At 45.3% G+C, this 24,665-nt stretch carries 25 protein-coding genes and 1 tRNA gene; 5 read left to right on the top strand and 21 right to left on the bottom strand.

Going from position 1 to position 24,665, the window contains the following annotated elements:
- From rho to FP815_13850, 12 genes are all read right to left on the bottom strand, one after another.
- A partial coding sequence (gene rho / locus FP815_13905; GenBank protein MBA3016019.1) for a transcription termination factor Rho occupies positions 1-261 on the bottom strand: 261 nt, incomplete at its 3' end.
- Positions 262-646: 385 nt separating this feature from the next.
- On the bottom strand, positions 647-1,294 hold the full coding sequence (coaE, locus tag FP815_13900) for a dephospho-CoA kinase (GenBank protein ID MBA3016018.1): 648 nt from the start codon (positions 1,292-1,294) through the stop codon (positions 647-649).
- A complete protein-coding gene (locus tag FP815_13895; GenBank protein ID MBA3016017.1) occupies positions 1,291-2,259 on the bottom strand; it encodes an RluA family pseudouridine synthase in 969 nt (322 codons plus the stop codon). The genes coaE and FP815_13895 overlap by 4 nt, the downstream gene beginning before the upstream one ends.
- Positions 2,260-2,458: 199 nt before the next feature.
- Positions 2,459-2,959 carry a CarD family transcriptional regulator gene (locus FP815_13890; protein ID MBA3016016.1) on the bottom strand — a complete coding sequence of 167 codons (501 nt, stop codon included), beginning with the start codon at positions 2,957-2,959 and terminating at the stop codon, positions 2,459-2,461.
- 181 nt (positions 2,960-3,140) lie between these two features.
- Positions 3,141-3,734, bottom strand: a complete 594-nt coding sequence (locus tag FP815_13885) for an aminoacyl-tRNA hydrolase (GenBank protein ID MBA3016015.1) — start codon at positions 3,732-3,734, stop codon at positions 3,141-3,143.
- A gap of 126 nt (positions 3,735-3,860) precedes the next feature.
- Positions 3,861-4,478, bottom strand: a complete 618-nt coding sequence (locus tag FP815_13880; GenBank protein MBA3016014.1) for a 50S ribosomal protein L25 — start codon at positions 4,476-4,478, stop codon at positions 3,861-3,863.
- A gap of 96 nt (positions 4,479-4,574) precedes the next feature.
- Positions 4,575-5,513, bottom strand: a complete 939-nt coding sequence (locus tag FP815_13875; GenBank protein ID MBA3016013.1) for a ribose-phosphate pyrophosphokinase — start codon at positions 5,511-5,513, stop codon at positions 4,575-4,577.
- A 41-nt stretch (positions 5,514-5,554) separates the two neighbouring features.
- Positions 5,555-5,629 (bottom strand) — tRNA-Gln (locus FP815_13870).
- Between the two features lie 15 nt (positions 5,630-5,644).
- Positions 5,645-6,529 carry a 4-(cytidine 5'-diphospho)-2-C-methyl-D-erythritol kinase gene (gene ispE / locus FP815_13865; GenBank protein ID MBA3016012.1) on the bottom strand — a complete coding sequence of 295 codons (885 nt, stop codon included), beginning with the start codon at positions 6,527-6,529 and terminating at the stop codon, positions 5,645-5,647.
- Positions 6,530-6,588: 59 nt separating this feature from the next.
- Positions 6,589-6,912 carry a DUF1844 domain-containing protein gene (locus FP815_13860; GenBank protein MBA3016011.1) on the bottom strand — a complete coding sequence of 108 codons (324 nt, stop codon included), beginning with the start codon at positions 6,910-6,912 and terminating at the stop codon, positions 6,589-6,591.
- A 109-nt stretch (positions 6,913-7,021) separates the two neighbouring features.
- Complete coding sequence (locus tag FP815_13855) at positions 7,022-8,614, bottom strand: phosphoglycerate dehydrogenase (protein MBA3016010.1); 1,593 nt, start codon at positions 8,612-8,614, stop codon at positions 7,022-7,024.
- A gap of 206 nt (positions 8,615-8,820) precedes the next feature.
- A complete protein-coding gene (locus FP815_13850) occupies positions 8,821-9,270 on the bottom strand; it encodes a hypothetical protein (protein MBA3016009.1) in 450 nt (149 codons plus the stop codon).
- Positions 9,271-9,467: 197 nt separating this feature from the next.
- On the opposite strand from FP815_13850, the gene FP815_13845 reads away from it, so the two are divergent.
- Both FP815_13845 and FP815_13840 read left to right on the top strand, forming a co-directional pair.
- Complete coding sequence (locus FP815_13845; GenBank protein ID MBA3016008.1) at positions 9,468-10,934, top strand: cysteine--tRNA ligase; 1,467 nt, start codon at positions 9,468-9,470, stop codon at positions 10,932-10,934.
- Positions 10,935-10,982: 48 nt separating this feature from the next.
- The gene (locus tag FP815_13840) at positions 10,983-12,050 is read left to right on the top strand and encodes a DUF21 domain-containing protein (protein ID MBA3016007.1); all 1,068 of its coding nucleotides are present in this window, start codon (positions 10,983-10,985) and stop codon (positions 12,048-12,050) included.
- 20 nt (positions 12,051-12,070) lie between these two features.
- Here FP815_13840 and FP815_13835 read toward each other — a convergent pair whose 3' ends face one another.
- The 7 genes from FP815_13835 to FP815_13805 form a co-directional block, all read right to left on the bottom strand.
- Positions 12,071-13,429, bottom strand: a complete 1,359-nt coding sequence (locus FP815_13835; GenBank protein ID MBA3016006.1) for a 4Fe-4S binding protein — start codon at positions 13,427-13,429, stop codon at positions 12,071-12,073.
- Position 13,430: 1 nt separating this feature from the next.
- Entirely contained in the window at positions 13,431-14,546 is a 1,116-nt protein-coding gene (locus FP815_13830) for a trypsin-like serine protease (protein MBA3016005.1), read from the bottom strand.
- A 200-nt stretch (positions 14,547-14,746) separates the two neighbouring features.
- The gene (locus FP815_13825) at positions 14,747-15,076 is read right to left on the bottom strand and encodes a hypothetical protein (GenBank protein ID MBA3016004.1); all 330 of its coding nucleotides are present in this window, start codon (positions 15,074-15,076) and stop codon (positions 14,747-14,749) included.
- A 14-nt stretch (positions 15,077-15,090) separates the two neighbouring features.
- On the bottom strand, positions 15,091-16,548 hold the full coding sequence (locus tag FP815_13820) for a DegQ family serine endoprotease (GenBank protein ID MBA3016003.1): 1,458 nt from the start codon (positions 16,546-16,548) through the stop codon (positions 15,091-15,093).
- A gap of 96 nt (positions 16,549-16,644) precedes the next feature.
- On the bottom strand, positions 16,645-16,929 hold the full coding sequence (locus tag FP815_13815; GenBank protein MBA3016002.1) for a hypothetical protein: 285 nt from the start codon (positions 16,927-16,929) through the stop codon (positions 16,645-16,647).
- Between the two features lie 66 nt (positions 16,930-16,995).
- A complete protein-coding gene (locus FP815_13810; protein MBA3016001.1) occupies positions 16,996-19,176 on the bottom strand; it encodes a tail-specific protease in 2,181 nt (726 codons plus the stop codon).
- Between the two features lie 65 nt (positions 19,177-19,241).
- On the bottom strand, positions 19,242-20,309 hold the full coding sequence (locus FP815_13805) for a tRNA-dihydrouridine synthase family protein (GenBank protein ID MBA3016000.1): 1,068 nt from the start codon (positions 20,307-20,309) through the stop codon (positions 19,242-19,244).
- Positions 20,310-20,553: 244 nt separating this feature from the next.
- Here FP815_13805 and FP815_13800 point away from each other — a divergent pair, with 244 nt between their 5' ends.
- Positions 20,554-21,714, top strand: coding sequence for an HD domain-containing protein (locus FP815_13800; protein MBA3015999.1), 1,161 nt, complete (start codon positions 20,554-20,556; stop codon positions 21,712-21,714).
- Here FP815_13800 and FP815_13795 read toward each other — a convergent pair whose 3' ends face one another.
- Positions 21,715-21,858: an entericidin A/B family lipoprotein gene (locus FP815_13795; protein ID MBA3015998.1), complete on the bottom strand. Its 144-nt coding sequence runs from the start codon at positions 21,856-21,858 to the stop codon at positions 21,715-21,717. It abuts the gene before it with no gap.
- Between the two features lie 167 nt (positions 21,859-22,025).
- Here FP815_13795 and glgB point away from each other — a divergent pair, with 167 nt between their 5' ends.
- Together glgB and FP815_13785 are read left to right on the top strand one after the other, a co-directional pair.
- A complete protein-coding gene (gene glgB / locus FP815_13790; protein ID MBA3015997.1) occupies positions 22,026-24,230 on the top strand; it encodes a 1,4-alpha-glucan branching protein GlgB in 2,205 nt (734 codons plus the stop codon).
- 3 nt (positions 24,231-24,233) lie between these two features.
- Complete coding sequence (locus FP815_13785) at positions 24,234-24,449, top strand: hypothetical protein (GenBank protein MBA3015996.1); 216 nt, start codon at positions 24,234-24,236, stop codon at positions 24,447-24,449.
- 28 nt (positions 24,450-24,477) lie between these two features.
- Here FP815_13785 and FP815_13780 read toward each other — a convergent pair whose 3' ends face one another.
- A complete protein-coding gene (locus FP815_13780) occupies positions 24,478-24,663 on the bottom strand; it encodes a DUF1178 family protein (GenBank protein MBA3015995.1) in 186 nt (61 codons plus the stop codon).
- Positions 24,664-24,665 lie beyond the last annotated feature (2 nt).

Genomic DNA, 24,665 nt, shown 5'->3' with positions numbered 1-24,665 from the left:
AGAGGGAGAAACATAGATATCATCAGGACCAGGGAGATAGTTGTAATCTGGGGCTCGAAGAAAGCCAAAACCATCCGGCAATATCTCCAGCACACCATTTCCTCGATTACTTTCCGATTTTTCCTCATGCGCTGCAATTGCCTTTAAAATCTCAAAGATCAATTCTTGCTTGCGTAGACTGCTATACCCCTCGATCTTGTAATTCTTTGCGAGTTTAGTCAGTTCTTCGATCTTTTTCAGTTTTAATTCCGCCAAATCCATAAAGGCAATTCTCCTTGCTGTTGGGTGTCCCAAGAGGCTCGATTAGTGGTTACCATGATCAAACATTGACAATAAGTAAGGAATACCTAAGGACAATAGAGGACCAAGGATTATAAGTTGTGTGGGCTGTACAGGACAGCGGCAATTTAGAGAGTGAATATATATGATAAATAATTAGTAAAACTGATGTGCTGTACCTTCAAATTGAACAAAGTATACGCAACATCTGAGCTGCTCAAAGGAGGCGGTTCGGTTATGAGTGAAAAGATCTTTGGGGTATGATTAATTCAGGCTTGAATGGAGGGGGGACAGAGTTGAATACGGAGAATTAAAATTTCCGCCTGAAATTTGCCTCAACAACAAACTTTATATGTTTATATACGGGCTAGTAACAGAGAGTGTCAAGTTTTTTTTTACCAAAAGGGAGACACTCTGCTTTTTTAACTGCTTCGAGCTGAGAAAGTGTGTCCGTCCACGCACCGCTATTGTTAATTACACAGTCAGCAAATGAAATTTTTTCTTGTATGGACCTTTGATTGCGTAACGCAGCCAAAGCTTGAGCCTTGTTAACTCCATCCCGGGCCATGACCCGGTGAATACAGGTGTTGGGATCAGCGTACACAACCAGAACCTTACTGAAGTAAGATTGCCAATTGACCTCATAGAGTAAAGGAACTTCAACCAGGCATGGCATAGTGAACTGAGCAGTTTTTACCTTAAGATTTTCCAGAACCAGTGGATGAAGAGCATCTTCAACACTCTGACGCAATGAGGCATCGGCAAAAATAGCCTGACGCAATTTTGACTTGTTTAACCGGGATTCAATATCAAAGTAAGTTTCACCGAGTATTGCTTTTAAACACATCCAGCCAGAATGTCCCGGTGAGAGCAATATTTTCACCTCGTCATCGGCATCATAAACAGGAAGCGCCCATTCATGGCCTAACCATTGTGCCACTTTGCTTTTTCCTGATCCTATACACCCAGTCACAGCTATAGCCTGAGGCGACAGGTCCAGATCAATTCCTTTCATAATTCACGTACACTGAACTGTAACAGTTCGAGAACCCCAGCCAAATCTGGGGACAACTCAGCAACATATGTGACTTGCTGATTAGTGGCGGGGTGGGAGAACGAAAGTCGTGATGCATGAAGACATTGGCGTTTAATCCCAAGGTCATTGTACTTATCATTTTTTTTCCCATACACTGCATCTCCAGCTACAGGGAGACCAATGGATGCCATATGGACTCGGATCTGATGTGTCCTTCCAGTTTCAATTCCGATTTCAGCCCATAATAAATTATGGTCAAAGCGAGTCATCACCTTCCAGTTGGTCACCGCCGCCTTGCCACGCGTTTCGGCAACAACAGCCATTTTTTTTCTGTTAACCGGATGACGTCCGATCGACGAACAGATCTTCCCCTCCTTTCCAGATGGTACACCATCCAAGAGGGCATAATAGGTTTTCTTCGCAGTTTTATTTTTAAACTGACTGGATAGGGAGTGATGAGCCTCGTCATTTTTTGCAACAACCATCACCCCTGAAGTATCCTTATCAAGACGATGGACTATTCCTGGTCTTATTTGACCGTTTATACCTGAAAGTCCGGTACAGTGATGTAACAATCCGTGGACCAGAGTTCCTGTCAGGTTGCCGCAGGCGGGATGCACAACAATACCTGGAGGTTTGGAGAGGACAAGAATGTAATCATCTTCGTAGACAAGGGTAAACTCAACAGGCTCCGGAACTAGTTCGGATGGTATTGGAGCCGGGACCGAAACTTGAATTAACTCATGGGTTCTAACGCGATAGTTATTCTTTCGAACCAGGTCATTTACAAGAACCTTTTTCTTGACTATCAGTTCTTGAAACATGGCCCTGGAAAAATCGCCTGAAAAAAGTGCCGCGTGCTGTGCCAAAAACTGGTCCAGTCGCTGACCATGATTTGACTCAAGCACGGTAATTTCGACTAAGTGCTCAGCAGGTATGTCAATGAGAATATCAGTGGACACGGGGTTATTTTATTGGAGAAAAATCTGTACCAAAAGACTTATCCAGTTGAAACCCCCTCCAATACTAGAAATTCATCATTAATACAGAAAAAACAATGAATCCGTTTATATTTCGACAGTATGCAAGGGGCTAAAGAGAAATGAATGATCAGATAACAGCAGATATACTCAAATCCAACTATTATGAAAAGATGTGATTAATACGTTGAGCTACAACATCCTCATTGGTGCAGTTTGCAAGTGATATTTCTTTAACCAGAAAATTCTGAGCAGTGTCCATCATTTTTCTTTCACCAAAAGACAAAGTCTTGTCAGTCTGAAGAATGTACAAATCTCGTAATACTTTTGCAATTTCATGCACAGAACCTGTCTTGATTTTGTCCATGTAATCCCGATACCGCTGATTCCAGGGTTGTGTGGGGATAGTGACGTCCCGGTCTTGGAGTATGGAGTATATCTCATCGACTTGATCCGCCTTGATAATAGCCCGCAATCCAACATTGGCAGATGAAGAGGTTGGAATCATAATAGTCATATTGTTTGCGACAATATTAATTACATAGAATGATTGTTTAAGATCACCAACAGCCCGAGTCTCTATTGATTCAATTTTTCCTACACCATGAGCAGGGTAAACTGCCATGTCACCAATCTGAAATGCAAGGAGATTTTTTTTGACCATATTCATTGTGTCCAAGTAGAAGCAGTCTCGTAAGGTTAAGACTTAAGGGAGAGAAGATCAATCGTGGAGAAGGAGAGGTATACTTTATAAACTTGAAAGATGAGACACTATACCACATTTTTGGCCATTATGCAAATCTGAGATCGAAACAGCCGCTGAATCGTTATAAATCAACTAGTTATCATACCTTACGGCTATTAACCATCGACATGGCAAACAGAGGACCCTTTTCAAGAATTAATTGAATCGTCTGACAAATAATCGTCATCTCACCATCAATTGAGGCCCGCTCTTCGCTACTGAATCTGGTAAGGACAAAATTTTTAACAGGGATCATTGGATCAGGACGCCCAATACCCAATCTGATTCTGACGAAGTCATTACTCTGCAGATGAGAAACCAACGACAGGATTCCGTTGTGCCCACCAGCACCTCGACCGACAACAACTTTGATCCGACCAAGAGCAAGATCCAGATCATCATGGACTACGATAATGTTTTCTGGCCTGATCCTATAATAGGTGGCGATTGCGCCAACCGCCCTTCCGCTTTCGTTCATGAACGTCTCAGGCTTGACCAAGATAACACCATTTCCACTAAGTGAAGTCTTGACGACTCGGGCATTCCATTTGGAATCGGAGAATGAGACATGAAGTGTATCAGCGAGGTAATCAAGTAATTGGAAGCCGATATTGTGACGGGTACCCTGGTAGGTCGCCCCAGGGTTGCCGAGCCCAACAATAAGATGCATGATTATTCTCCCTTGAAAGTGCATAAAAAAAGCCAAAAAAGGGTCATACCTTTTTTGGCTTTAAAAAAAAATGCGTGTAACTATAATACTATAGTAGAAAAGTCAATCGAGCTTAGTTCATCCCCTTCGGGAACTACCTGTACTCTCTGATTACTTCTTCTTGCCTTTCTTGGCAGGAGCAGCAGTCTCTTCAACCTGCACCACAACTGGCATTGAGACAGACACGCACACGTTATCCTTATTAGTAATCAACTCAACACCAGCAGGAATATTCAAATCAGCACAGGTGATCTTCTCATCAACACCCAAATCGCTGAGATCTTTTTCAATAGATTCAGGGATATCAAGAGGACATCCTTTAAGAGTAACATTTCGGATAAAGATGGTCATATCGCCGCCTAAATCGACGCCTTTGGCTTTGCCTACAAAATTAACAGGGACCGTAAACACTAATGGGGCATCAAGTGAAATAGAACAAAAATCGGCATGAAGCAATCCGTCACTAATCGGATCTGTTTGAAGTTCCTTAACCATAACGTGTAAACAAACATCACTCTGTTCATTCTTTACATTAAGGTTATAAACGGCATTCCTTCTCTGAACCTTCAACAAGGTTTGCGTCAATTCCTTGGTGTTCATCTTAAGTGCTAACGGTTCCGTGTTATGCCCATACACGATTGCTGGAGTAAGTCCTTCCACACGAAACCTGCGAGATTCACATTTCCCGAAACTATTTCTCACTTGGGCGTTTAAATCGAACTGTAACATCTGCGTAACCCTCCACACCGGATTTCATCGGTTTATATTAAAATTTGAGCAAGACAAGCGTTCTTGCTCGAAATGCTCAGAAAAATCTGCGAAACATTATACGAACAACGAACTAACAGAATCTTCTGAATGAATACAGGAAATTGCGTTACCAAAAAGTTCTGCGACTGAAAGAACTTTAATCTTCTTACACTTAAGCGCGTTTTCACGCAGTGGGACACTGTCAGTGATTACCAATTGCTTGATTTGCGATGCTTCAAGCCTGTCAATGGCTGGGCCTGAAAGGACACCATGGGAGCAACAGGCATGTACCTCTTTGGCCCCCCTCTCCATAAGTATGTCGGCTGCTGAGCATAAGGTTCCTGCCGTATCTACCATGTCGTCGAGCAATACTGCTGTTTTACCGGCAACGTCACCAATAACATTCATTGCCGCACAGACATTGGCGCGTTCTCGGCGTTTGTCAATAATGGCCAAATCCGCATTTAACCTCTTGGCAAAGGCCCTGGTTCGCTCAACACCTCCAGCATCAGGAGATACCATCACCACCTCATCAAACTGACTCGAAATATGTTTTAGCAAAATAGGGGCTGCGAATAGATTATCTACCGGGATATTGAAAAAACCCTGAATCTGTCCGGCATGAAGGTCCATAGTCAGAACCCGGCGGACACCGACCACCATCATCATCTCAGCAACTACTTTTGCCGTAATAGGAACTCTGGGTGCTACTTTCCTATCCTGTCGTGCATAACCATAATAGGGCAAGACAGCAGTAATCCTTCGCGCTGATGCACGCCTTAGGGCATCAACCATGATCACCAACTCCATCAAATGATCATTGACAGGGGGACAAGTGGGCTGAATAATAAAGATATCATTGCCACGAACATTCTCACCAATCTCAACAAAAATTTCACCATCACTAAAGGTTCTTACTTCGGCCTTGGACAGTTCCATATTCATGTGTCGACATATTTCTGTAGCAAGTTGTTTGTTGGCGTTACCAGTAAATATCTGCATGCTTCTTGGCATCTCTTGCGTCCCTTTCTTCTCTGATACACAGATATAAAATTTGGCTGGGGCGGTAGGATTCGAACCTACGAATGCAGGCGTCAAAGGCCTGTGTCTTACCGCTTGACGACACCCCAGTGTAAATCTTTTTATTATAATGGGTTGACCAAAAAAACATCGCGATACAGATTTTGAAAAAAGGCGAATGCGTTCTGAGCCAAAGGGTATTCTTTAAAAACCCCAAATACTGTTGGACCACTTCCTGACATAAGAGAAGCGATCGCCCCTTCATTATTAAGCGTATCATTTATTTTTAATATTTCTGGATACTTTGTGATCGTCACATCTTCCAAGTCGTTAAACAATGTGTGACTTGTTTGGTTACCTGTAAAAACAGACCCAAGTAAAGAGATGCAATTATCAACAGAATGTAAAGAGCCGCCTAAACTATAAGACTTGTTGCCTGTTGTCAATATTAAATTCTCATACACCCATCGAGTTGGCACAGCAAACCCTGGATTCACTAAAACCAGCCAATACCCGGTCGGCCCAGAAAATGGACTAAGTTCTGTTCCAGTCCCTGTTGCTAACGCTGTTGGCTCCTCGACAATAAAAAAAGGGACATCGGCGCCAAGTTTTGCAGCTAATGAAAGCAGGGTCTCACTGCCGAGTCCGGTACCATATAATTTGTCCAGTCCAACAAGCACAGCTGCGGCATCGCTACTGCCACCACCTAACCCAGCGGCAATGGGAATTTTTTTATATAACGTAATTCGTAAATTATCAGGAATTCCAGTGAATTCAAAAAAACTTTTTGCAGCTCTCCATGCCAGATTAGAACTATTTGCTGGTAGTGACGATGAAGGGCAACACAACTGAATCCCCTGCCTTCCAATCCTCAAGTTGATTGAATCGGCTAGATCAATTTTTTGCATTACTGAACTGATGTTGTGATAACCATCCGTTCGCTTGTCAAGCACCGCCAGAAAAAGATTTATTTTAGCCGGCGCTTCAATATTAAGTTCGCTCATACTCAAGATCTGTCACGTCTCCTTTTGGGGAACCAGAGGCTTATTCCCCGTGAAGTCAATGAGTATCAGGAACGAGCTTTTACGTAACGCATCTTTAAATCATACAGGCTGGTTTCAACCAACTCGGTTTCTTCATGAGTAAGATTTCCCCGTGTTTTCGATTGAAGCATGGACATGGTGTCGATAGTATGTTTAGCGAGAAGCATATCCTTTTGTTGCTTCCCAGTAACCGGATCAAAAAGCTCACCAAGATGATAAAGAGCAGATGAGTTCAAGGCCATAAAGAACGTGGTAAATGAAACGTCAGGCATCACACATTTACCATTCTTTAATACCAAGCCAGGTGCACAGGGGCATGGCTCTTCATTTTTTCCGCTCTGGGTGTTCATACTCCCTCCAGACAGTAGAGATTAAAAAAAGAAGACATGCTCAAAAATGGGCCTTTTGCATTTAAAAAGATATTTTTCGAAAAAATCGAATCAGCAAGCCAGAGCCATCTCACAAAGATGGCAATTCAAGCGCCATAGCCTGACTTACATGGGGAAGTTGTCGAACCTTATCCAGTTCATCATCTGAAAGTAAGCGATCAGTATTCAACAGGATAACATTCTGTCCTTGGGAATCCTCTGAACCAACAGTCATATTCCGAATGTTGATCCCAAAAGTACCGATAGTAGTACCCAACGCGCCAATCACACCGGGCACATCCTTATTGTGCACATACAGCAAAGGACCGGCTGGCACAGCTTCCATGCGGAAGGTATTGAAACGCACCAAACGAGGTTCATTTTTACCAAACACTGTCCCTACCAAGGTGTTCTCCCCATCCGTTGTTTTGACGGTAACCTTAATCATGTTAGTAAAATCGTCTGAATCATTGGTCTTTGACTCAATCACCTTAATTCCGCGATCTTTTGCAACCATCGGTGCATTAATGAAGTTAACCGCCTCTTTCAGGATCGGGGTGAACAGGCCCTTCAGGAATGAAACAGTGACAGGAGTAACATTGGCATTGGCAAGGTCACCAATATATTCGATAGAGATCTCTTCAATCCCCCCTTTAGTAATCTGCATGTGAAACGCACCCATGCGATCCATCAGGGTCAGATACGGACCAACTTGCTTCATCACATCAGCGCTGACGGATGGGACGTTAACAGCGTTAGTGATGCTCCCAGTATTAAGGTAATCGGCCATCTGCTCGGCAATCGCAATGGCGACATTTTCCTGAGCCTCAGCAGTCGAAGCTCCAAGGTGGGGTGTACAGATGAAGTTATCAAGCGAAAGCAAGGGGGTATTATCAAGAGTTGTCGGTTCAACTTCAAAGACATCCAAAGCTGCCCCGGCGATCGTTTTATTGTTCAATGCATCATACAGTGCTTCCTCGTCAACAACACCGCCTCTAGCACAATCGATAAACATAGTTGTTGGCTTCATCAGCTTGAACATATCGGCTGAAATCAACTTGGCGGTTTCTTTTAAGAACGGCACATGAACTGAAATATAATCACTACGTTTGCACAACTCTTCCAGGCTAACGAGTTCAACACCCAACTTATCGACAATTTCTTTCGGCATATGGGGATCAAAAGCAATAACTTTCATCCTCAGGCCTTTGGCTCGATCCGCTGCGATGGCACCGATCCGACCGATACCAACAATACCAAAAGTTTTTCCCGTAACCTCACGGCCAGAAAATTTCTTTTTCTCCCACTTGCCTTCCTTCATGGAAGCGGTGGCCTGAGGGATATTACGGGTTAATGACATCATCATAGAGATGGCATGCTCAGCGGCTGTGGTAGCATTTCCGTCCGGGGCATTCATGACCACAATCCCCTTTTTGCTGGCAGCCGGAATATTCACGTTATCAAGCCCGATACCAGCCCTGCCAACAACCTTAAGATTATCAGCAGCAGCGATGATTTCGTCAGTAACCTTAGTGGCGCTACGAATTACCAAACCGTCGTACTCCGGAATAATTTTTTTTAACTCTTCCGGAGTAAGGCCGGTCTGGATGTCCACTTCAATTCCGGCGTCTTTAAGAATTTTTGCGCCAATTGGGGCTAAATTATCACTGATGAGTACCTTCATTGTTCTCCTCAAATATCATGGTAGGGGGGTTGATTCCAGGGGAAGCAAAAGTGTTCCTCCTGGATGACGCCAGGGAAAGTTAGTAAGTATGCTAAAACTCCAGTAATGGTGAATTATTATTCGTTCCCATCACTATGAAAAATGTTGAAATATGCTGCTCAACGCTTCATTTGTCAAGAAGTTATTCGCGTGCTCTACCTTCATGATCAAAGGAAACACGCTGAGAAATCGACTGGCTCAGGATCGTCATCGTCACCTACATCTTGTAGCAAAGAAGATTTTGACTGTAAAAGGTACTGTTTTTCCCACTCAGATCTCCTGGTTGTAAAGAGTTGTTTTACAAACTCTTCTTTGGCAAGATAACCTAACACATTGTCATCAAAGCAGTTACGCAATTGAATGAGAACGTTATCTTTTTCCCCGTCGTCGATAAAATTACGCTCTCTGAATGCCTCGTAAAAAAGTTGCCCCCCAAACTGTTCACGGCAAAAGAGTGTTTGCTCATCGTCCCCGTTCAGAGCCTCCATCATCCATTCTTGCTGAGGAATAGAGGCATGACACCGCAGTTTAACCAGCCAGCGATCACCGGCAATTTTTTTTGATTCATCAAAATATCGGATTGTTATTCCGTTAGTTAATTTTTCTTTCCTTTTCATAGCTACCTTGACCATGCCTTAACCTGATGTTATTTAATGAAGGGATTATCTATTTCTGGTAAACGTACGATACGTTAAATCTTTCCTGATCACCCAATTTCGGATAGAGCGAAGGTAATAATGTATCTCTACCTGAATTCGATGGACTATTACAGAACCATTACTACCATAAAACACAGTTTGAATCGAGAGCTAGGATGACCATACGAATATACGACACCAAAAACGGACAAAAAAACCCATTCATCCCTTTGACAGAGGGTCATGTAAAAATGTATGTCTGCGGCATTACCGCCTATGACTATTGCCATATCGGCCACGCCCGTTCCACGCTCATTTTTGATATGATTGTCAATTATCTTCGTTTTCGAGGATACGCTGTTACCTATGTCCGAAATTTTACTGATATCGATGATAAAATAATCAACCGTGCCAATGACCAGGGGACCACCTCAGAGGAACTGGCCAACCGTTTTATTGATGAATTTTATACCGACATGGCGCAACTTGGGGTGACTCCCCCTGATATCGAACCCAAAGCGACTGACCATATCCCTGAGATTATCGATTTAATAACAGAATTGATTCACAAGAGGTTAGCTTACCAAGTAGGAAATGATGTCTATTTCTCCGTCAATCAATTCCCCGGATACGGCTCGCTCTCTGGTCGAATCATAGAAGATTTACAGGCCGGAGCCCGTATTTCTGTTAATGAAAGTAAGAATAATCCTATGGACTTTGCTCTCTGGAAGGGAAGCAAACCAGGGGAACCAACATGGGACAGTCCTTGGGGGCCTGGACGTCCGGGATGGCACATTGAATGTTCGGCAATGAGCCGGAAATATCTCGGCAACTCCTTTGATATCCACGGTGGCGGGGAAGATCTTGTTTTTCCTCATCACGAAAATGAAGTTGCCCAAAGCGAGGGCGCTAGCGGAGTAACCTTCGTCAACTACTGGATTCACCACGCTTTCGTAACAATCAGCAATGAGAAAATGTCCAAATCTCTACATAATTTTTTAACCATCCGGGAAGTTCTTCAGGACCATCACCCCGAAGCCTTACGGCTGATGGTATTTTCTACCCATTATCGGCACCCGCTTGATTTCTCCGACTCAGCGCTTCAGGATGCCCAGACCGGAGTCAAACGCCTCTATAATTGTCTTGCCGACTGCCAGCAATTACCAGCTGGCCATGAGGGAGTGCCCATCAGCGCTAAACCTGAAGAGGTTATTGCTGTCAATTCTCTCAACCAAAGATTCTGTGAGGCAATGGACAACGATTTTAATACCGCCCAGGCCTTAGGTGTTCTGTTTGATGGAGCGAAAGCGATCAACCGGATCAGACAATCCCTACCTAAAAAACCTGCAGTAGCAGATATTTCCCTGCTTAAGTCCGGCGCAGAGATGTTAGTCAGCCTCGCAGACATCCTGGGATTGCTCCGGCAAGATCCAGTCTCATTCTTTGCCAAGCAACAAACTGCTCATCTAAAGAATATAGCGATGACAGAGGATGAGCTGCTAGCCCTCATTACAGAGCGATTGGCTGCCAAGGCCCGCAAAGACTGGGCTCGTGCCGATGAGATCCGAGATCAACTGCTCGCTAAGAAAATTGAATTAAAAGATGGGGCCAACGGAACAACATGGGTAGTGTTAAGCAGTTAACCAACCAATCAGTTACCTTCACTATTAAAATCTCAGCAAGGAGACCCCGTGTTAATCGAGTTATGTTTGGCTGTCGCGTTTGCCATAATTGTTTCATTCCTTTCCAGTCTCACAGAAGCAGCTCTCTACTCCATCTCTACAAGCCAAGTTGAAGTTCTTGCAGGTTCTGGTCGGCGCTCTGGGGCGATATTGAAAGAACTCAAGGCCGATATCAACAAACCAATTACCGCCATCCTGACCATAAATACTATAGCCAACACTATGGGTGCGGCTATTGTCGGCGCAGCGGCCGCCGAACTTTTCGGTGACCATACGTTAGGTGTCTTCTCTTTTATCCTTACCTTAGCCATTCTGGTTTTTTCGGAAATCATCCCCAAAACTCTTGGCGTCTCCTACTGTCAAGAACTTATGCCGTGGATTGCCCATCCACTGATGGCCCTGGTTAAAATTTTTACCCCCCTGGTCTGGCTCAGTAATCACCTTACTCGATTGATCGAAAAACCTGGGCAGCAATCTTTCATCACTGCCAAGGAGATTCAGGTCATAGCTGCCTTGAGCAAGAAATCAGGCGGCATTACCCGCCAGGAAGAAAAGATTATTGTTAATATTTTAGAATTGAAGCATAAAACCGTACGTAAGGCCATGACCCCCAGGACAGTGGTCTTTTCACTTAACGCTAACTTGACTGTTAACGAAGCAGTCCTCCAGCCGGAATGGAACTTTCATAGCCGAGTTCCGGTCTACGATAAAGATCAAGGGGATATCGTAGGAGTTGTCTTAAGAAATGATGTTCTGGTCAAGATTGCAGAAGGTAAAATCGATGTCAAACTATCTGACCTGATGGAACCTCCCCATTTCGTTCCCGAGTCTGTCGCTCTACCCAATGTTCTCTTGGAATTTATAGAGCACCGTCAGCATCTCTTTGTCGTTGTTGACGAGTACGGAGGGTTAACCGGTATCATCAGTTTGGAAGATATTATCGAAGAGATCATGGGAGAGGAGATTATGGATGAGTCTGACAGAACTCAGGACATGAGGGCCTTGGCGAGGTTCAGAAAAATGACGGCCGCAGCTATGGCAGAGAGCCAGAAGCATATCCGTCCTGCCAAGAAATAAGGCCTGCGCAACAGTTTCGCTTAGAAGATAACCGCAAGATAAGCGAGCAGAAAAACACTAATCAGGCAATTCAGCGCGATAAAATGACTGAGCTTAACCAGCCCATCGAAATCCTCCATGCAAAATCTCCAGAGAATATAGCCGGCAGCAACCGCACCGTTAAGCATAAAGAAAGCCGATAGAATCTGCACAGGGGAATCAGGGATACTGAAGGCAAGACTCTCCATCCAAGGCAAATGCATCTGTCGTCCCAATGTCGGAATAAATTCACCGATCCCCCCTGCAAAAAACCACATCCGATAGACAAGTTCTCCCACAAAAGCCATGGGGATCAGGATAGGGACCATCGGAGACAAACGTCCAACTATCGGGTCTGTGTCGATTCCTAAGAGGAAATTGCCAAATCTGATTCCGGCTAGGACTAAGCCAAAACTGAAAACGAGAAGCAGACTAAAAGCTGCTGCATCCGAGCCACCAACTAGGTCTAAGACAACCACATAGGCTTCTTTATGCCGAAGGAATCTTGCTAGTTGTGACCCAATCAAAAATGGCACGATATAACTACAGGTGATATAACGTCCTTTATTAGTAATGAGTTCCGAGTAGGGATTGCGCAATAAGAATTGTGGTGAATCCCGATCACATGTGGTGAGGCAGTGTCCGCACACCAGGCAATGGAGATTATTTCTCACCGAATAGGCCCCTAGATAGACAGGGCACCCTCTTTTTCCTTCTCCACCCCGCTGACAGGCAAAAGTCTTACAGTTCCTGCAGCGATCATGGTTAGCACGAAACTCCGTGATGGCCAGGGTTGCAGCGGCTCCACTTATCCTCCCCAGCGGACATAAATGCCGACACCACGCCTGGCCATTGTAAACAATAGCAAACCCGGCAGAGCCAAGAATAATAGTCAACACTAAATACGAGGTGCCTAACGGAGAATGATCAAAATTGGCGACGACCTCGATCCAGATAATTACAGCTAAAAGAAAAACCGAAGAATACACTCCATACTTCTGCAAGAAACTTGGTATTTTCAAGGAGAAAGAGAGTCCCTTTCGTTGTAGGAAAACACCAAGCCCGGGAAATGGACAGATACCACACCACATCCTTCCGACAAAAAACCACGATAAGACAATCGCGGGCCAAAGGAGTCCCCAGGTAAGGAATACTGCGACATTCCGGGTCGCATCGTTGGGTCCGAAAAAACCAGAGATAAGTACAACCAAAAAAAGGATATCACCAGCCGTGCGCAAGATAGCGTAATGATGGCGGGTGGCAAGAAAACGACGAAACCCAGGAAAAGTCTTGAACAAGTCAAGCTTCTCGCTGGTATCAGAGGTAATGAGACTGCGTAGAGCCTTAGTCCACCAATTCATATCACCCAGCTTCTTCCAGGGTTATTGTGACGTTAAAGTGCTCTCCACCGCGAATAATACCAAGAATCACCTCCTGCCCAATGGCCAAGTTGTCAAGTTCGTGTCTAAGGTCGTCAAAATTTTTCAAAATCACTCCATTAATACTTTCAACAATATCACCTAGAATAATTTTGCCATTTTCTCTGTACGTGCCGATTATTCCGGATTTTTCTGCCGCACTTCCTGGCTGAACATTGATGACCAGAACTCCTTGACTTTTTAATCGTCGATTTACGGTATCATTAGCGATGGTAACACCAATGCCGGGGCGGATAGCCTTGCCGTATTTAATCAGGTCTGGAACTACCCGGTTAACAACTTCTACCGGCACCGCAAATCCAATCCCCGCGCTTTCTCCGGTCTGGCTGTAAATAGCCGTATTTACCCCAACCAATCTTCCTGCGCTGTCAAGAAGCGGCCCTCCTGAATTTCCTGGATTAATAGCAGCATCAGTCTGTATTACATCCCGAATAGTCTGTCCGGTCACGGATTTGATTTCCCGTCCCAAAGCGCTGACGATCCCGGAGGTCATGGTATGATCAAGTCCAAAAGGGTTACCAATGGCAAATACCTTTTGCCCGACAAGAAGATTCCTGGATTCGCCAATAATTATGGGAGGAAGACTTTCAACGGGTGCATTCACAAAAAGGACGGCAATATCCTTCTCCGGACTAACACCGATAACACTGGCCTTAAACGATTTGCCATCGTTTAAGGTGACATCAACCCTATTAGCGCCTTCCACCACATGATAGTTAGTGACAATATGACCTTCACTGTCCCAAATAAAACCAGAGCCTGTTCCCTGGGGGATCTCATATACATTGAGACTAAAGAAATCACGCCGCAAAGCGCTCGTCGTGATATAAACAACAGCAGGGGCGGAACGTTGAAATATTTCAATGGTTGATTTTTCGTCTGATGCCAAATCTCCCCTTGCTTCAACTGGTCTCGGGACCGCATCTGGACGGGGGGGAAGAATTGGAGGCTTGGCGAAGAAAAACCATAAAACCAATACGATCAGGAAAAAAAGAAAAAAAGATGACCCGTTTCGTCGTGGCGGAGAGGAAGAAGACATAGTGTATGCAAGTCAGTCCAAGGGGTTGCTGTTCAGGAACGTGTCAAGCGCTCGAATTATAGTGATCTGGATTGTCGATCCCAACACGATGCCAAGCAGCTCGATACGGCATCCGAACTAAAAGGTTCTTAAAAACAGACTCCCTTTGCAATCATAAAACGTACAATATAATGACCATAATTTGTCATAATACAAAACGATTATCGTTTAGAATCGGAGTTAACCCACTGTTTTACTAAATCCACCGCCTTGTCGGAATTACTGGCTGCCATCCGGTTTAATGCATCCATGCCTTCATCCTTTGGTTGCGTCAAGTCTTCATCCATGGCGTCAGGGGTAGAGTTAATCACAGAAGAAGCCGCCGATGGCACATCAAACTCTTCGATCAACTTTTTACGATGCTCTATTTCACTGTTCACAATAAAATAATTAAACAGAGGCCGGACAAAAAACATAAAGAACAGCACCACAAGGACGGAGGAACTGAGCAACCGGACCAACGGAACGAGTATCTCTAGTAAACCCTCCATCGTCACCTCACAATTCAGGACCGTTTTAAGAGCACAAACCTAGTCTGTTGGTTAGATTTTACCAGCAGCAAGATATTCTGATCCGTGTTCGCCTTAAAAATATTTTCCAGGTCTCGAGCAGACGTGACCGCCTGTCTTTTCTGTCCAGTTCCAGCTTCAACGATAAGATCGCCGCGTTGGAGTCCCGCATCATCCGCGAGACTCCCAGGTCTGACATCAGTAACCAAGAGACCGGACTGCTCATCAATGCCAAGGGACTGGGCCAGCTCAGGGGTCAGGTTCTGAACTGTAAAGCCCAAATCCTCCTCAATGGTATTATCATTGGCCCCCCCAGATAATGACCGTTCTTCGGGCAACTGACCAACAATAATATCAAAGATCTGTTCTTGACCGTTACGATATACGAGAACCTGGACTTTGCTGCCAACAGGAGTTTCAGCAACAAGCGCAGGAAGCATGGTTCCTTGGGTAATCTCCTGCCCCTGATACTTGAGGATGATATCACCCGCCATAATTCCCGCTTTCTCTGCGGGACTGTCAGGTGTGACTTGTCCAACAAGGGCGCCAATTGCACGATCAAGCTTAAACTGACGGGCAAAGTCTTGGGTGACAGGCTGAATCATTACCCCAATCATACCGCGCGTTACTTTGCCGGTTCTTTGAAGTTGGGTAAAGACAGTTTTCGCCATATTTGCTGGAATGGCAAAGCCAAGTCCGATGTTACCACCGCTACGACTGAATATTGCCGTATTGATTCCCATCATTTGACCTGCCAGATTAAACAGTGGGCCGCCGGAATTGCCCGGGTTGATAGAGGCATCGGTCTGGATGAAGTTTTGGTATGGCCCATCACCGATTGTACGCCCCTTACCGCTGACAATCCCTGCGGTGACAGTCTGCTCAAACCCGAAGGGGTTGCCGATGGCTAACACCCAATCACCTACTCGCAAGGTATCGGAGTCACCAAAAGAGGCATAACTCAATTCATGTTTAGGATCTATCTTGATAAGAGCGAGGTCGGTTTTGGGATCTCGGCCAATAATTTTTGCCCGGTACTCCTCGGAGGAAGAGAGACGGACATTAATTTCATCCGCATTTTCAACCACATGATTATTAGTTAAAATATAGCCATCTGCAGAAGTAATGACCCCGGAACCGAGGCTGGTCCTTTTTTGAGTTGGCAGAGGCTGTTTTCGTGGACCTTGCGGCAAATCGAAAAAATGCTTGAATATATCAGGCAACTGTTCATTATTATTGAAAAAATACTCATAAGGAAGATTTCGGGACTGGATAGTTTGTGTGCTGTAGATATTGACAACGGTCGGCCCATATTGTTCGGCCAAATCGGCAAAGCTTGTTGGAGCCCCGGCAGGTTGACATACCCCGTAATTAGGTTCCAATATACTTGACACCAGAACTACCAGAACCAGAAATAACCACTGTTGAGTTTTTAAAAATACAATGCCTTTCATCTTAATTCCTCATTGAGTTGTATTTCGCCTCTATTTCTCGGGAAACAGGATAAAACAATCAATAAAAGCCGACAATAAAACAGCAATCATTTACGATTACTTACTGCCTTCGGAATCACTCCAACCCTCCAGCAAGGCATCAACCTCTTCTTGAGTGATAATAATTTCTGTTTGGCTCTGAACATCTCGATCATGTAAGGCATGAATCGATTCTAAGAGAAGTCGCTTTCTCTTTAGTCGGGCCTTCAATTTTTGGATCTCGGCTCTTTGTTCCACAGAAAGAACTTGAGACGGGGTAAAATCTGGAGGAGAGCTAAATTCCTCTGGGTCAAAGTTACTAATATATTCGTGTAAAGCCGATAGTGCCTTTTGATATTTCATGCCCCGGCCTAATAGAATGTTCACTCCACATCATACAACTCTATAACCCAAGTCATTAAGAAACAATCAAAGAACAGATTCTTGGGTAGCAACACCGACAACGCTGGTGCTTTGACCAGAAGCGCTTCCTCCGAGCAGGGATAATGATTCGAGGATATAGGGATCTTCTTTCAATCTCTCGACAAGACGGGTCTCCTCTTCTTTGGAGGTCAATTCATGGTCAGGAGCCTGATCTTCCTCATCATCTGCATCGAAACCATGCCCTCCTATACGAGAAGTCTTTCGTAATTCTTTCATCCGGTCTCGTTCTTTTTTAACCGAATCAAGATCAATCGTGATCAGAGTGTTTTTTAACCGATCTTTGCCTTCATCAGATTGCTTCTGGATTTCAATAAATTTTTTGTTACCCTTGACCCTCTCTTGACTCACGGGGATGAGAGTTGCAAGGGAAAAAGGAAATACTTCCCACTTTTCGTAGGACGCCGGTTCAATGGTATCCCACGGCAAAGCATGCTCCTCGTACTGTTCTCCAATTTCAGAAGCGCTGAAAGCGTCAGGGAGAACAATGTCTGAGATTACTCCTTTGTCCTGAGTCGAGGCGCCTGTTACCCTGTAGAACTTTTGGGTAGTGAGTTTCAAGGCCCCAAGTGGTTTATATCTCCCCATACTGAGTCCGAGCAAGGGGAGATCGTTGTCCATATTGATCAGGGTCTGAACCGTTCCCTTCCCATAGGAGTGATCGCTTCCGACAATCAGGGCACGTTGATAATCCTGTAGCGCTGCTGCCAAAATTTCTGAGGCTGAAGCGCTGAATCGATTAATCAATACAACTATAGGGCCTTGGTAGTAGACATCCACATCATAGTCGTAGAGGATCTCCGCCTTATTATCACTGGTTTTAATCTGAACCACCGGTCCGGTTTTGATAAAAAGACCGGCGATTTTCACCGCATCGACCAAAGCTCCGCCACCGTTATTGCGCAAGTCAATAATCAAGCCAGCAGTCTTAGTCTTGTTGATTTCGGCAAGGCTTTTTTTAACATCATCGGTCACGTTACGGCCAGTACTCCCATGTCCATTTTCTTGAAAATCCCGGTAGAACGTAGGAATTTTGATATAACCATACTGCTCCATGTTGCTGGCTTTAACGACAGCAGATTTGACAAACGTTTCCTCCAGCTGAACAACGTCACGGATAATAGAGATCACAGAGGTCTGTCCATCTACCTTCTTAACCGTTAAGGTGACTTCACTGCCTTTGGGTCCGCGGATAAGACGCACGGCATCATTGATACGCATATCGGTTATATCAACCGGGTCACCCTTCCCTTGGGCTACCATTAATATAATATCATGCGCTACCAGCTGTTTTTGCCGAGATGCCGCTCCACCGGGGATTATCCGCTTGACTTTGATAAACCCATCCTCCTCTTGAAGCTCAGCGCCGATACCCTCCAATGAACCACGCATATGAATATCAAAATCCTCCTTTTGCGTAGGCGGCATATAATCAGTATGCGGGTCAAAAGCTCGGGCGATGACTGAAAAGTACCGATCATATTGCTCTTTCGACTCACGCTTCATCATTCGGTCGAGCAGTTCGCGGTTAGTTTTTATTACTTTTTCCTTAGCCTCTTGTTGTAACACTTGCTCTGTTTTGGGCGGAGTATTCTTGGCCTCATCAAGATCTTTTTTTACATCATTAACCGCATCCTGATTCAAAGACTGAGAAACGATCTGATACTTAATCGACTTCCTCCATCGATCTTTAAGTTCCTCGTCGGTCTGACAATAGGGAAGTTTTTTATTGTCAGATTCAAGCTCTTCTTTCTTGGTTAAATCAAAGTTCTGACTGGAGAATTCGTCGATAAACTTAGTAACTTGAGAAACTCTTGATCGTAAAAGCTCTTCTGCCACCAAAGGGAAAATAATTTGACCACCACGCATCTCATCATCCATCTTAGTTGAAAAATGCTGTAATTCGTCAATATCTTTTTGCAAATAAAACTGTTTTCGTGGATCGATCTGTTTCAGATACAACGCAAAGGCATCCTGTGAAAGTTTATCATCAATTGATTTGTGCGAAAAATGATTCTTTTGCAACTCCTGGCTCAAGACATAACTCAAAAGTTTGGCCTTATTCCTATCGTAACCAACTTCGTTCGAGGGTGTAACCGCTGCTAATGCAAAGGTTGAAAAACACAATATAGAAATGATACCTAATCCAATAAATTGTTTTAATCTCATAACAGTCCATATTTTGGGAAAATGATTACTTTAAATAAGGGTGAAAGGCCGTGGGAGGGTGTGTATCAAAGGGGAAGACCACCTTCTGCAAAGAGTTGATGGGTTACCTCAAGGTACTGATCAGGTGAATTCGTCTTATATATTTTTTTACGTACCTTGGGTGAATTAGTAAAGTTTTCGGAAAAATATCCCCAAAAACATTTCATTCTTGCCAGTAAATGCGCAGGACCGCACAGAATTTCTCTGTACTGACCATAGAGTACGGTATGAAATGTCTCTAATATAGCCATGTCCTTATCGCTTTTCAAGGATGGATTAGTCCCTACCCCATCAAATTGCAAAGATTTCTGGTTAAACACAACACATTTCTTCCCGTCTTCTCTTATCTGAACGTTCGTACCTGGTAATGAGTTCGAGGTCTCTGCTTCAAGAAAAGATACTATTTTCGCCGCAAGAAAAGGATCTGCTAACAGGCCTCGACCAATCATCCATGAATCGATCAATGGAAAGCGCGCTCGAAGAGTGGAGAAATTGTCAATCTTGGTGATATCACCATTATAAACAACTCGATGCCTTGTCTGGCTAAGAACCTGAGCAAAGGTGTCAAGGTCTACACCGCCCGAATAGAGTTGGGCGCCAAGCCTAGGATGCACGATAAGCTCGGTTAAAGGATATTGATCAAAAATAGGCAACAGGGCCTCAATTTCGTGGACATGGTAACGACCAAGGCGCAATTTAATTGAAAGTCTACTCGTCAATTGAGGGATTACCCGTTCGAGGAACCGATCAATTACCTCAGGGAATGGCAGTAGTCCTGACCCTCTTTTCTTGTTGACAACAGTAGGGCTGGGACAACCGAGATTCCAGTTAATTTCCTCAAATCCGAGATCAAAAATCTTATTGGCCAAAAAAAGAAAGTCATCGGAGTTATTGCTTAATATCTGTGGAATTACCGGTAACAATAAATTGTTTTCAGGTAGTACGTCTTTCAGATAGGACGGTTTAATGCTTCTTGCCTGAACCGAACTGATAAACGGCGCCATCGAAAGATCGACCCCGGTAAAATGTTGGGCAAAAGTTGTCCGGTATATCCGATCAGTGACCCCCATGATAGGGGCCAAAATTATTTTCATGGTCTTGGCATTGTGTGGTTGATGGCTACGTAAACGTTCAGCAGCACTGTGAACGTTTACAGTTTAGGGGTTACCTGTAGTTTCGGTGCCCCTGGTGAACGGTTACATGGCTATACAACAAAAGTGTTGCCGAATAAAATCTCCTTGGGATACAGTAGGCAAAAACAACATTGAACCTTCTCCCAATAGATCGGACAAGACATTGTTTTCCAGAAACATCCAGTAGAATCGAGGGTTATCGATCATGAACACAACAGGGACATCCTTAAATACTATCCAGCAAGAACTTGATCGCAGGGAAAAAGAGTATCTACATTCGAGCGCCTGTTTCAGTGTCGATGGCATCCGCCGTAATCCCGAACTATTACAGGGATACCGCCAGAATTTCGCGGTGGACTGTGATCGAATCCTGCACGCCAAGTCTTATACCCGGTACATCGACAAGACCCAGGTCTTCTCCATGGTAGCCAACGATCATATTACCCATCGGGTTCTGCATGTACAGTTGGTATCGAAAATAGGTCGAACTATCGGACGGTTCCTGCGCCTTAACGAAGATTTGATTGAGGCCATCGCTCTGGGGCATGACTTGGGCCATCCGCCCTTTGGTCACGATGGCGAGACTATCCTATCCACACTCTGTGTCAAATATGGGTTGCCGCCATTCTTGCACAACTTGCAAAGTCTTCGTTTTCTAGAGTGTCTCGAGAAAAAAGGAGCAGGATTAAACCTAACCCTGCAAACCCTTGATGGTATTCTGTGTCACGATGGCGAGGTGAACCGTAACACCTTGGCACCCCAACTCAACAAGACCTTTGCCGATTTAGACCTTGAAGTCGCGAGCAAGGCCATGACCCCGAAGACCGAGTTAATTCCCATGAGCTTTGAGGGATGTATTGTGCGCCTGGCCGACACCATTGCTTATATCGGTCGAGACATCGAGGACGCTATCGAACTGAAAATTATCACCAGGGACGATCTCCCATCTGAATGTGTTCAAATCTTAGGCAATACCAACGGTCAGATTGTCTATCGCTTAGTCACCGATCTCATCGAAACCAGCAGCGATTTGACCACCATAAGCTTTAGTCCCCGTATCGCTGAGGCGCTCATGAGTCTAAAACACTTTAACTATCAATCGATCTACTTGAATCCCAAGGTTAAAGTTGGGAGCAAGGAGCTGGAACATTGTTTTGATCGGATGTTTTCGACTTACCTCGGCCACTTGGCAAACCAGGACGACAACTCAACCATTATCAGCGACTTCGCACATTATCTTGACCCGCACCGACTGGCTCAAACCCCACCAGCCGGCATAGTTCGCGATTTTATTGCCGGAATGACCGATGATTATTTCCGTGCCCAGGCCACTCTCCTTGGCTGCCCAATTTCTCCCAAGCGGTAGCTACTTCCTGGTAGCCGCCCGCTGGATGGCCTCGCCTCCTTTTTCAATATCTTGCCCAACCCCTCGCAAGGTGCTGCAACCTGTAAAAAACATGGCAATCAGTGTGAGGAATATCCATGCTGCGCGAATCAGTGTGTTTTTCATTGCTCCCCCCTCCCGTAATCAACTGTTGAGACCGGAACAGGCACTCCAGTTGTTCTATAAAGATTTTGGTGAAGTTTATTTTTTTATTGGTTTTATTCGTTTTATGCTACACTGTACAAAAAAATATGCCTACCCGTTTTTATTAACTTTTTCTCAATGAGTCTCATATGTCTATAGATATTGTCAAAGAACTCGACAGAGTTCTCGCTTCAGACCAGCACGATCCTTTTATGGTTCTCGGTTTTCATCTTATCGATGCCAATAAACCCTCGGCAGTTATCCGGACATTTCAACCTTTGGCTGAATCCGTCCGACTAGTGCTCGGTGAACAAAAGATCGATATGTACAAAATGCGGGAAGAAGGTCTCTTTGAAGTAATCATCTCCTCATTCAGTCAGCCAGTCGATTATTTTTACGAAATCACTCTCTATAATGGTATTGCCAAAAATGTCCGAGACCCCTACCGCGTCCTCCCGCTTTTAACCGAATTCGATAGTCATCTCTTTAACAGCGGCACCCACTATCATATCAATGACCGACTCGGTTCCCACCCAATGACGATTGATGGTCACTCCGGGGTCTTGTTCCGAGTGTGGGCCCCTTCAGCCAGAAGAGTCAGCGTCATCGGCGATTTCAATTACTGGGACGGTCGGGTGCACCAGATGCGGGTTATTGGTTCATCCGGTATCTGGGAGCTGTTTATCCCCGGTCTTGGCGAGGGCGATCTCTATAAGTATGAGATCAGGACCCAGAGCATGGATATCCTGGAGAAGATTGACCCTCTCCAGTTTACTGCAGAGATGCGTCCGAAAAGCGCCTCCATGGTAACCGACCTCGATGGGTATCAGTGGCACGACCAGGAATGGATGACCTCCCGGGACTCTTCATCCACCACTATCTATCATTCACCGATGTCCACCTATGAGGTCCACCTCGGATCATGGAGGCGCGACCCGTCAGACCCACAGAGATTCCTGTCATTTCGAGAGCTGGCAGGCTCATTGATCCCTTACGTCAAAGAGATGGGGTTCACCCATATCGAGCTTATGCCGGTCATGGAACACCCTCTGGATGAATCCTGGGGGTATCAGGTTACCGGCTATTTCTCCACCACCAGCCGTTTTGGCTCGCCCCATGATTTCATGTTCTTTATCGACCAATGCCACGCGAACGGCATCGGTGTTATCCTTGATTGGGTGCCATCCCATTTCCCCACTGACGGTCACAGCTTAGGCCGCTTCGACGGCACAGCTCTGTATGAGCATCAAGACCCACGTCAGGGCCATCACCCCGAATGGGGTACCTATATCTTCAACTATGGCCGTAACGAGGTGATCGGTTTCCTGATCTCAAACGCCATCTTCTGGCTCGATAAATTCCACATTGACGGGCTCCGGGTCGATGCAGTCGCCTCAATGCTCTACCTTGACTATGCCCGCAACGACGGGCAATGGCTCCCCAACCCCCATGGCGGCAAAGAGAATCTGGATGCCATCGAATTCATGAAGCATATGAACAGCGTGATTTACGAACGATACCCCGGTGTCGCCATGATCGCTGAGGAATCAACCAGCTTTTACGGGGTCTCAAAACCCACTGACGCAGGTGGTTTGGGCTTTGGCTTTAAGTGGAACATGGGCTGGATGAACGACACCTTGGCCTTCTTCAGCCGCGACCCGCTTTATCGTAAATATCACCATAATGCTTTAACCTTTTCCCTACTCTACGCCTTCTCAGAAAATTTCGTGCTACCCTTGTCCCATGATGAAGTGGTTCACGGTAAGCGCTCCCTGCTCGCCAAGATGCCTGGCGACGAGTGGCAGCAATTTGCCAACCTCCGCCTGCTCTTTTTCTATCTGTGGACCCACCCCGGCAAGAAGATTCTCTTCATGGGCGGAGAATTCGGACAGCTCTCTGAGTGGTATTGCAAGGTCAGCCTGGACTGGCACTTAGTTGAAGAACGCCCCATGCATCAGAAATTGCAACAGTTTGTAAAAACGCTCAACCATTTCTACCGAGAAAACCGGGCGCTCTGGGAAGAAGACCACACCTACAGTGGTTTCCAATGGCTGGATTTCAAAGATGTCAACAACAGCATCATCGCCATTGCCAGAAAGGCGACAGACCCGCGCGACCACATGGTCTGCCTGTTGAATTTCACCCCACAGGCCCACCAGAACTACAAGCTCGGCGTCTTAGCCGATGTCCCTTACCGCCAGGTCTTAAACTCCGACAGTAGTCAGTTCGGAGGCAGCAACATGGAGAACAATGACCTCAAGATACCGATTCATGAACCATTCGGCGAGGCCCCCATGCACATCACTGTCACCGTGCCTCCACTCGGTGGCATTATTTTCAAACCGGAATACTAAACCATGGCAGAAACCGACTGCATTAAACCGCCTGGCGATAAGATCAGGCAGGCGCTTCAATGGCTGGGAGAAGCTATGCAAAACCGGCCTGAGACCAAGCGCCGCCAGCTGTTGGAAGAAGCGGAGATCAGATTCAATCTCTCTCCCCGCGAATGCGAATTTCTCAATTGTAATTTTGGTGAAACGGCACAGGAAGGGGTAACAGAACCAGACCGTTAACAACGATAATCACAGCATCGTTTGCTCTTCATTGATTATCGTCCTCTTCCTTGATCACCGGCACCTTGAGAAGTTGTATCCCTTCATTGTTCAGCATCGCCTCTTCCTGCGCCGTGACGACTCCTCTGATGTCACGGCGCTCTTCCACTCCGTAATGGATCTTTAACGCGGTAGTGGCAAGATTAGCGCCTACGTCCTCATAATTTCTGTCAATGT

The sequence above is a fragment of the Desulfobulbaceae bacterium genome (assembly GCA_013792005.1).
Taxonomy (GTDB): domain Bacteria; phylum Desulfobacterota; class Desulfobulbia; order Desulfobulbales; family VMSU01; genus VMSU01.
This window is presented reverse-complemented; position numbering and strand designations above follow the sequence as displayed.

Excerpts from the sequence above, each read along its gene's own strand:
- FP815_13890 (MBA3016016.1), bottom strand. The coding sequence starts at position 2,959 with ATGGTCAAAAAAAATCTCCTTGCATTTCAGATTGGTGACATGGCAGTT.
- FP815_13815 (MBA3016002.1), bottom strand. The coding sequence starts at position 16,929 with ATGAAATATCAAAAGGCACTATCGGCTTTACACGAATATATTAGTAAC.
- FP815_13855 (MBA3016010.1), bottom strand. The coding sequence starts at position 8,614 with ATGAAGGTACTCATCAGTGATAATTTAGCCCCAATTGGCGCAAAAATT.
- FP815_13805 (MBA3016000.1), bottom strand. The coding sequence starts at position 20,309 with ATGAAAATAATTTTGGCCCCTATCATGGGGGTCACTGATCGGATATAC.
- FP815_13795 (MBA3015998.1), bottom strand. The coding sequence starts at position 21,858 with ATGAAAAACACACTGATTCGCGCAGCATGGATATTCCTCACACTGATT.
- FP815_13825 (MBA3016004.1), bottom strand. The coding sequence starts at position 15,076 with ATGGAGGGTTTACTAGAGATACTCGTTCCGTTGGTCCGGTTGCTCAGT.
- glgB (MBA3015997.1), top strand. The coding sequence starts at position 22,026 with ATGTCTATAGATATTGTCAAAGAACTCGACAGAGTTCTCGCTTCAGAC.
- FP815_13850 (MBA3016009.1), bottom strand. The coding sequence starts at position 9,270 with ATGAAAAGGAAAGAAAAATTAACTAACGGAATAACAATCCGATATTTT.
- FP815_13885 (MBA3016015.1), bottom strand. The coding sequence starts at position 3,734 with ATGCACTTTCAAGGGAGAATAATCATGCATCTTATTGTTGGGCTCGGC.
- FP815_13785 (MBA3015996.1), top strand. The coding sequence starts at position 24,234 with ATGGCAGAAACCGACTGCATTAAACCGCCTGGCGATAAGATCAGGCAG.
- FP815_13820 (MBA3016003.1), bottom strand. The coding sequence starts at position 16,548 with ATGAAAGGCATTGTATTTTTAAAAACTCAACAGTGGTTATTTCTGGTT.
- FP815_13845 (MBA3016008.1), top strand. The coding sequence starts at position 9,468 with ATGACCATACGAATATACGACACCAAAAACGGACAAAAAAACCCATTC.
- FP815_13835 (MBA3016006.1), bottom strand. The coding sequence starts at position 13,429 with ATGAATTGGTGGACTAAGGCTCTACGCAGTCTCATTACCTCTGATACC.
- FP815_13875 (MBA3016013.1), bottom strand. The coding sequence starts at position 5,513 with ATGCCAAGAAGCATGCAGATATTTACTGGTAACGCCAACAAACAACTT.
- FP815_13800 (MBA3015999.1), top strand. The coding sequence starts at position 20,554 with ATGAACACAACAGGGACATCCTTAAATACTATCCAGCAAGAACTTGAT.
- FP815_13860 (MBA3016011.1), bottom strand. The coding sequence starts at position 6,912 with ATGAACACCCAGAGCGGAAAAAATGAAGAGCCATGCCCCTGTGCACCT.
- FP815_13830 (MBA3016005.1), bottom strand. The coding sequence starts at position 14,546 with ATGTCTTCTTCCTCTCCGCCACGACGAAACGGGTCATCTTTTTTTCTT.
- FP815_13810 (MBA3016001.1), bottom strand. The coding sequence starts at position 19,176 with ATGAGATTAAAACAATTTATTGGATTAGGTATCATTTCTATATTGTGT.
- FP815_13880 (MBA3016014.1), bottom strand. The coding sequence starts at position 4,478 with ATGTTACAGTTCGATTTAAACGCCCAAGTGAGAAATAGTTTCGGGAAA.
- coaE (MBA3016018.1), bottom strand. The coding sequence starts at position 1,294 with ATGAAAGGAATTGATCTGGACCTGTCGCCTCAGGCTATAGCTGTGACT.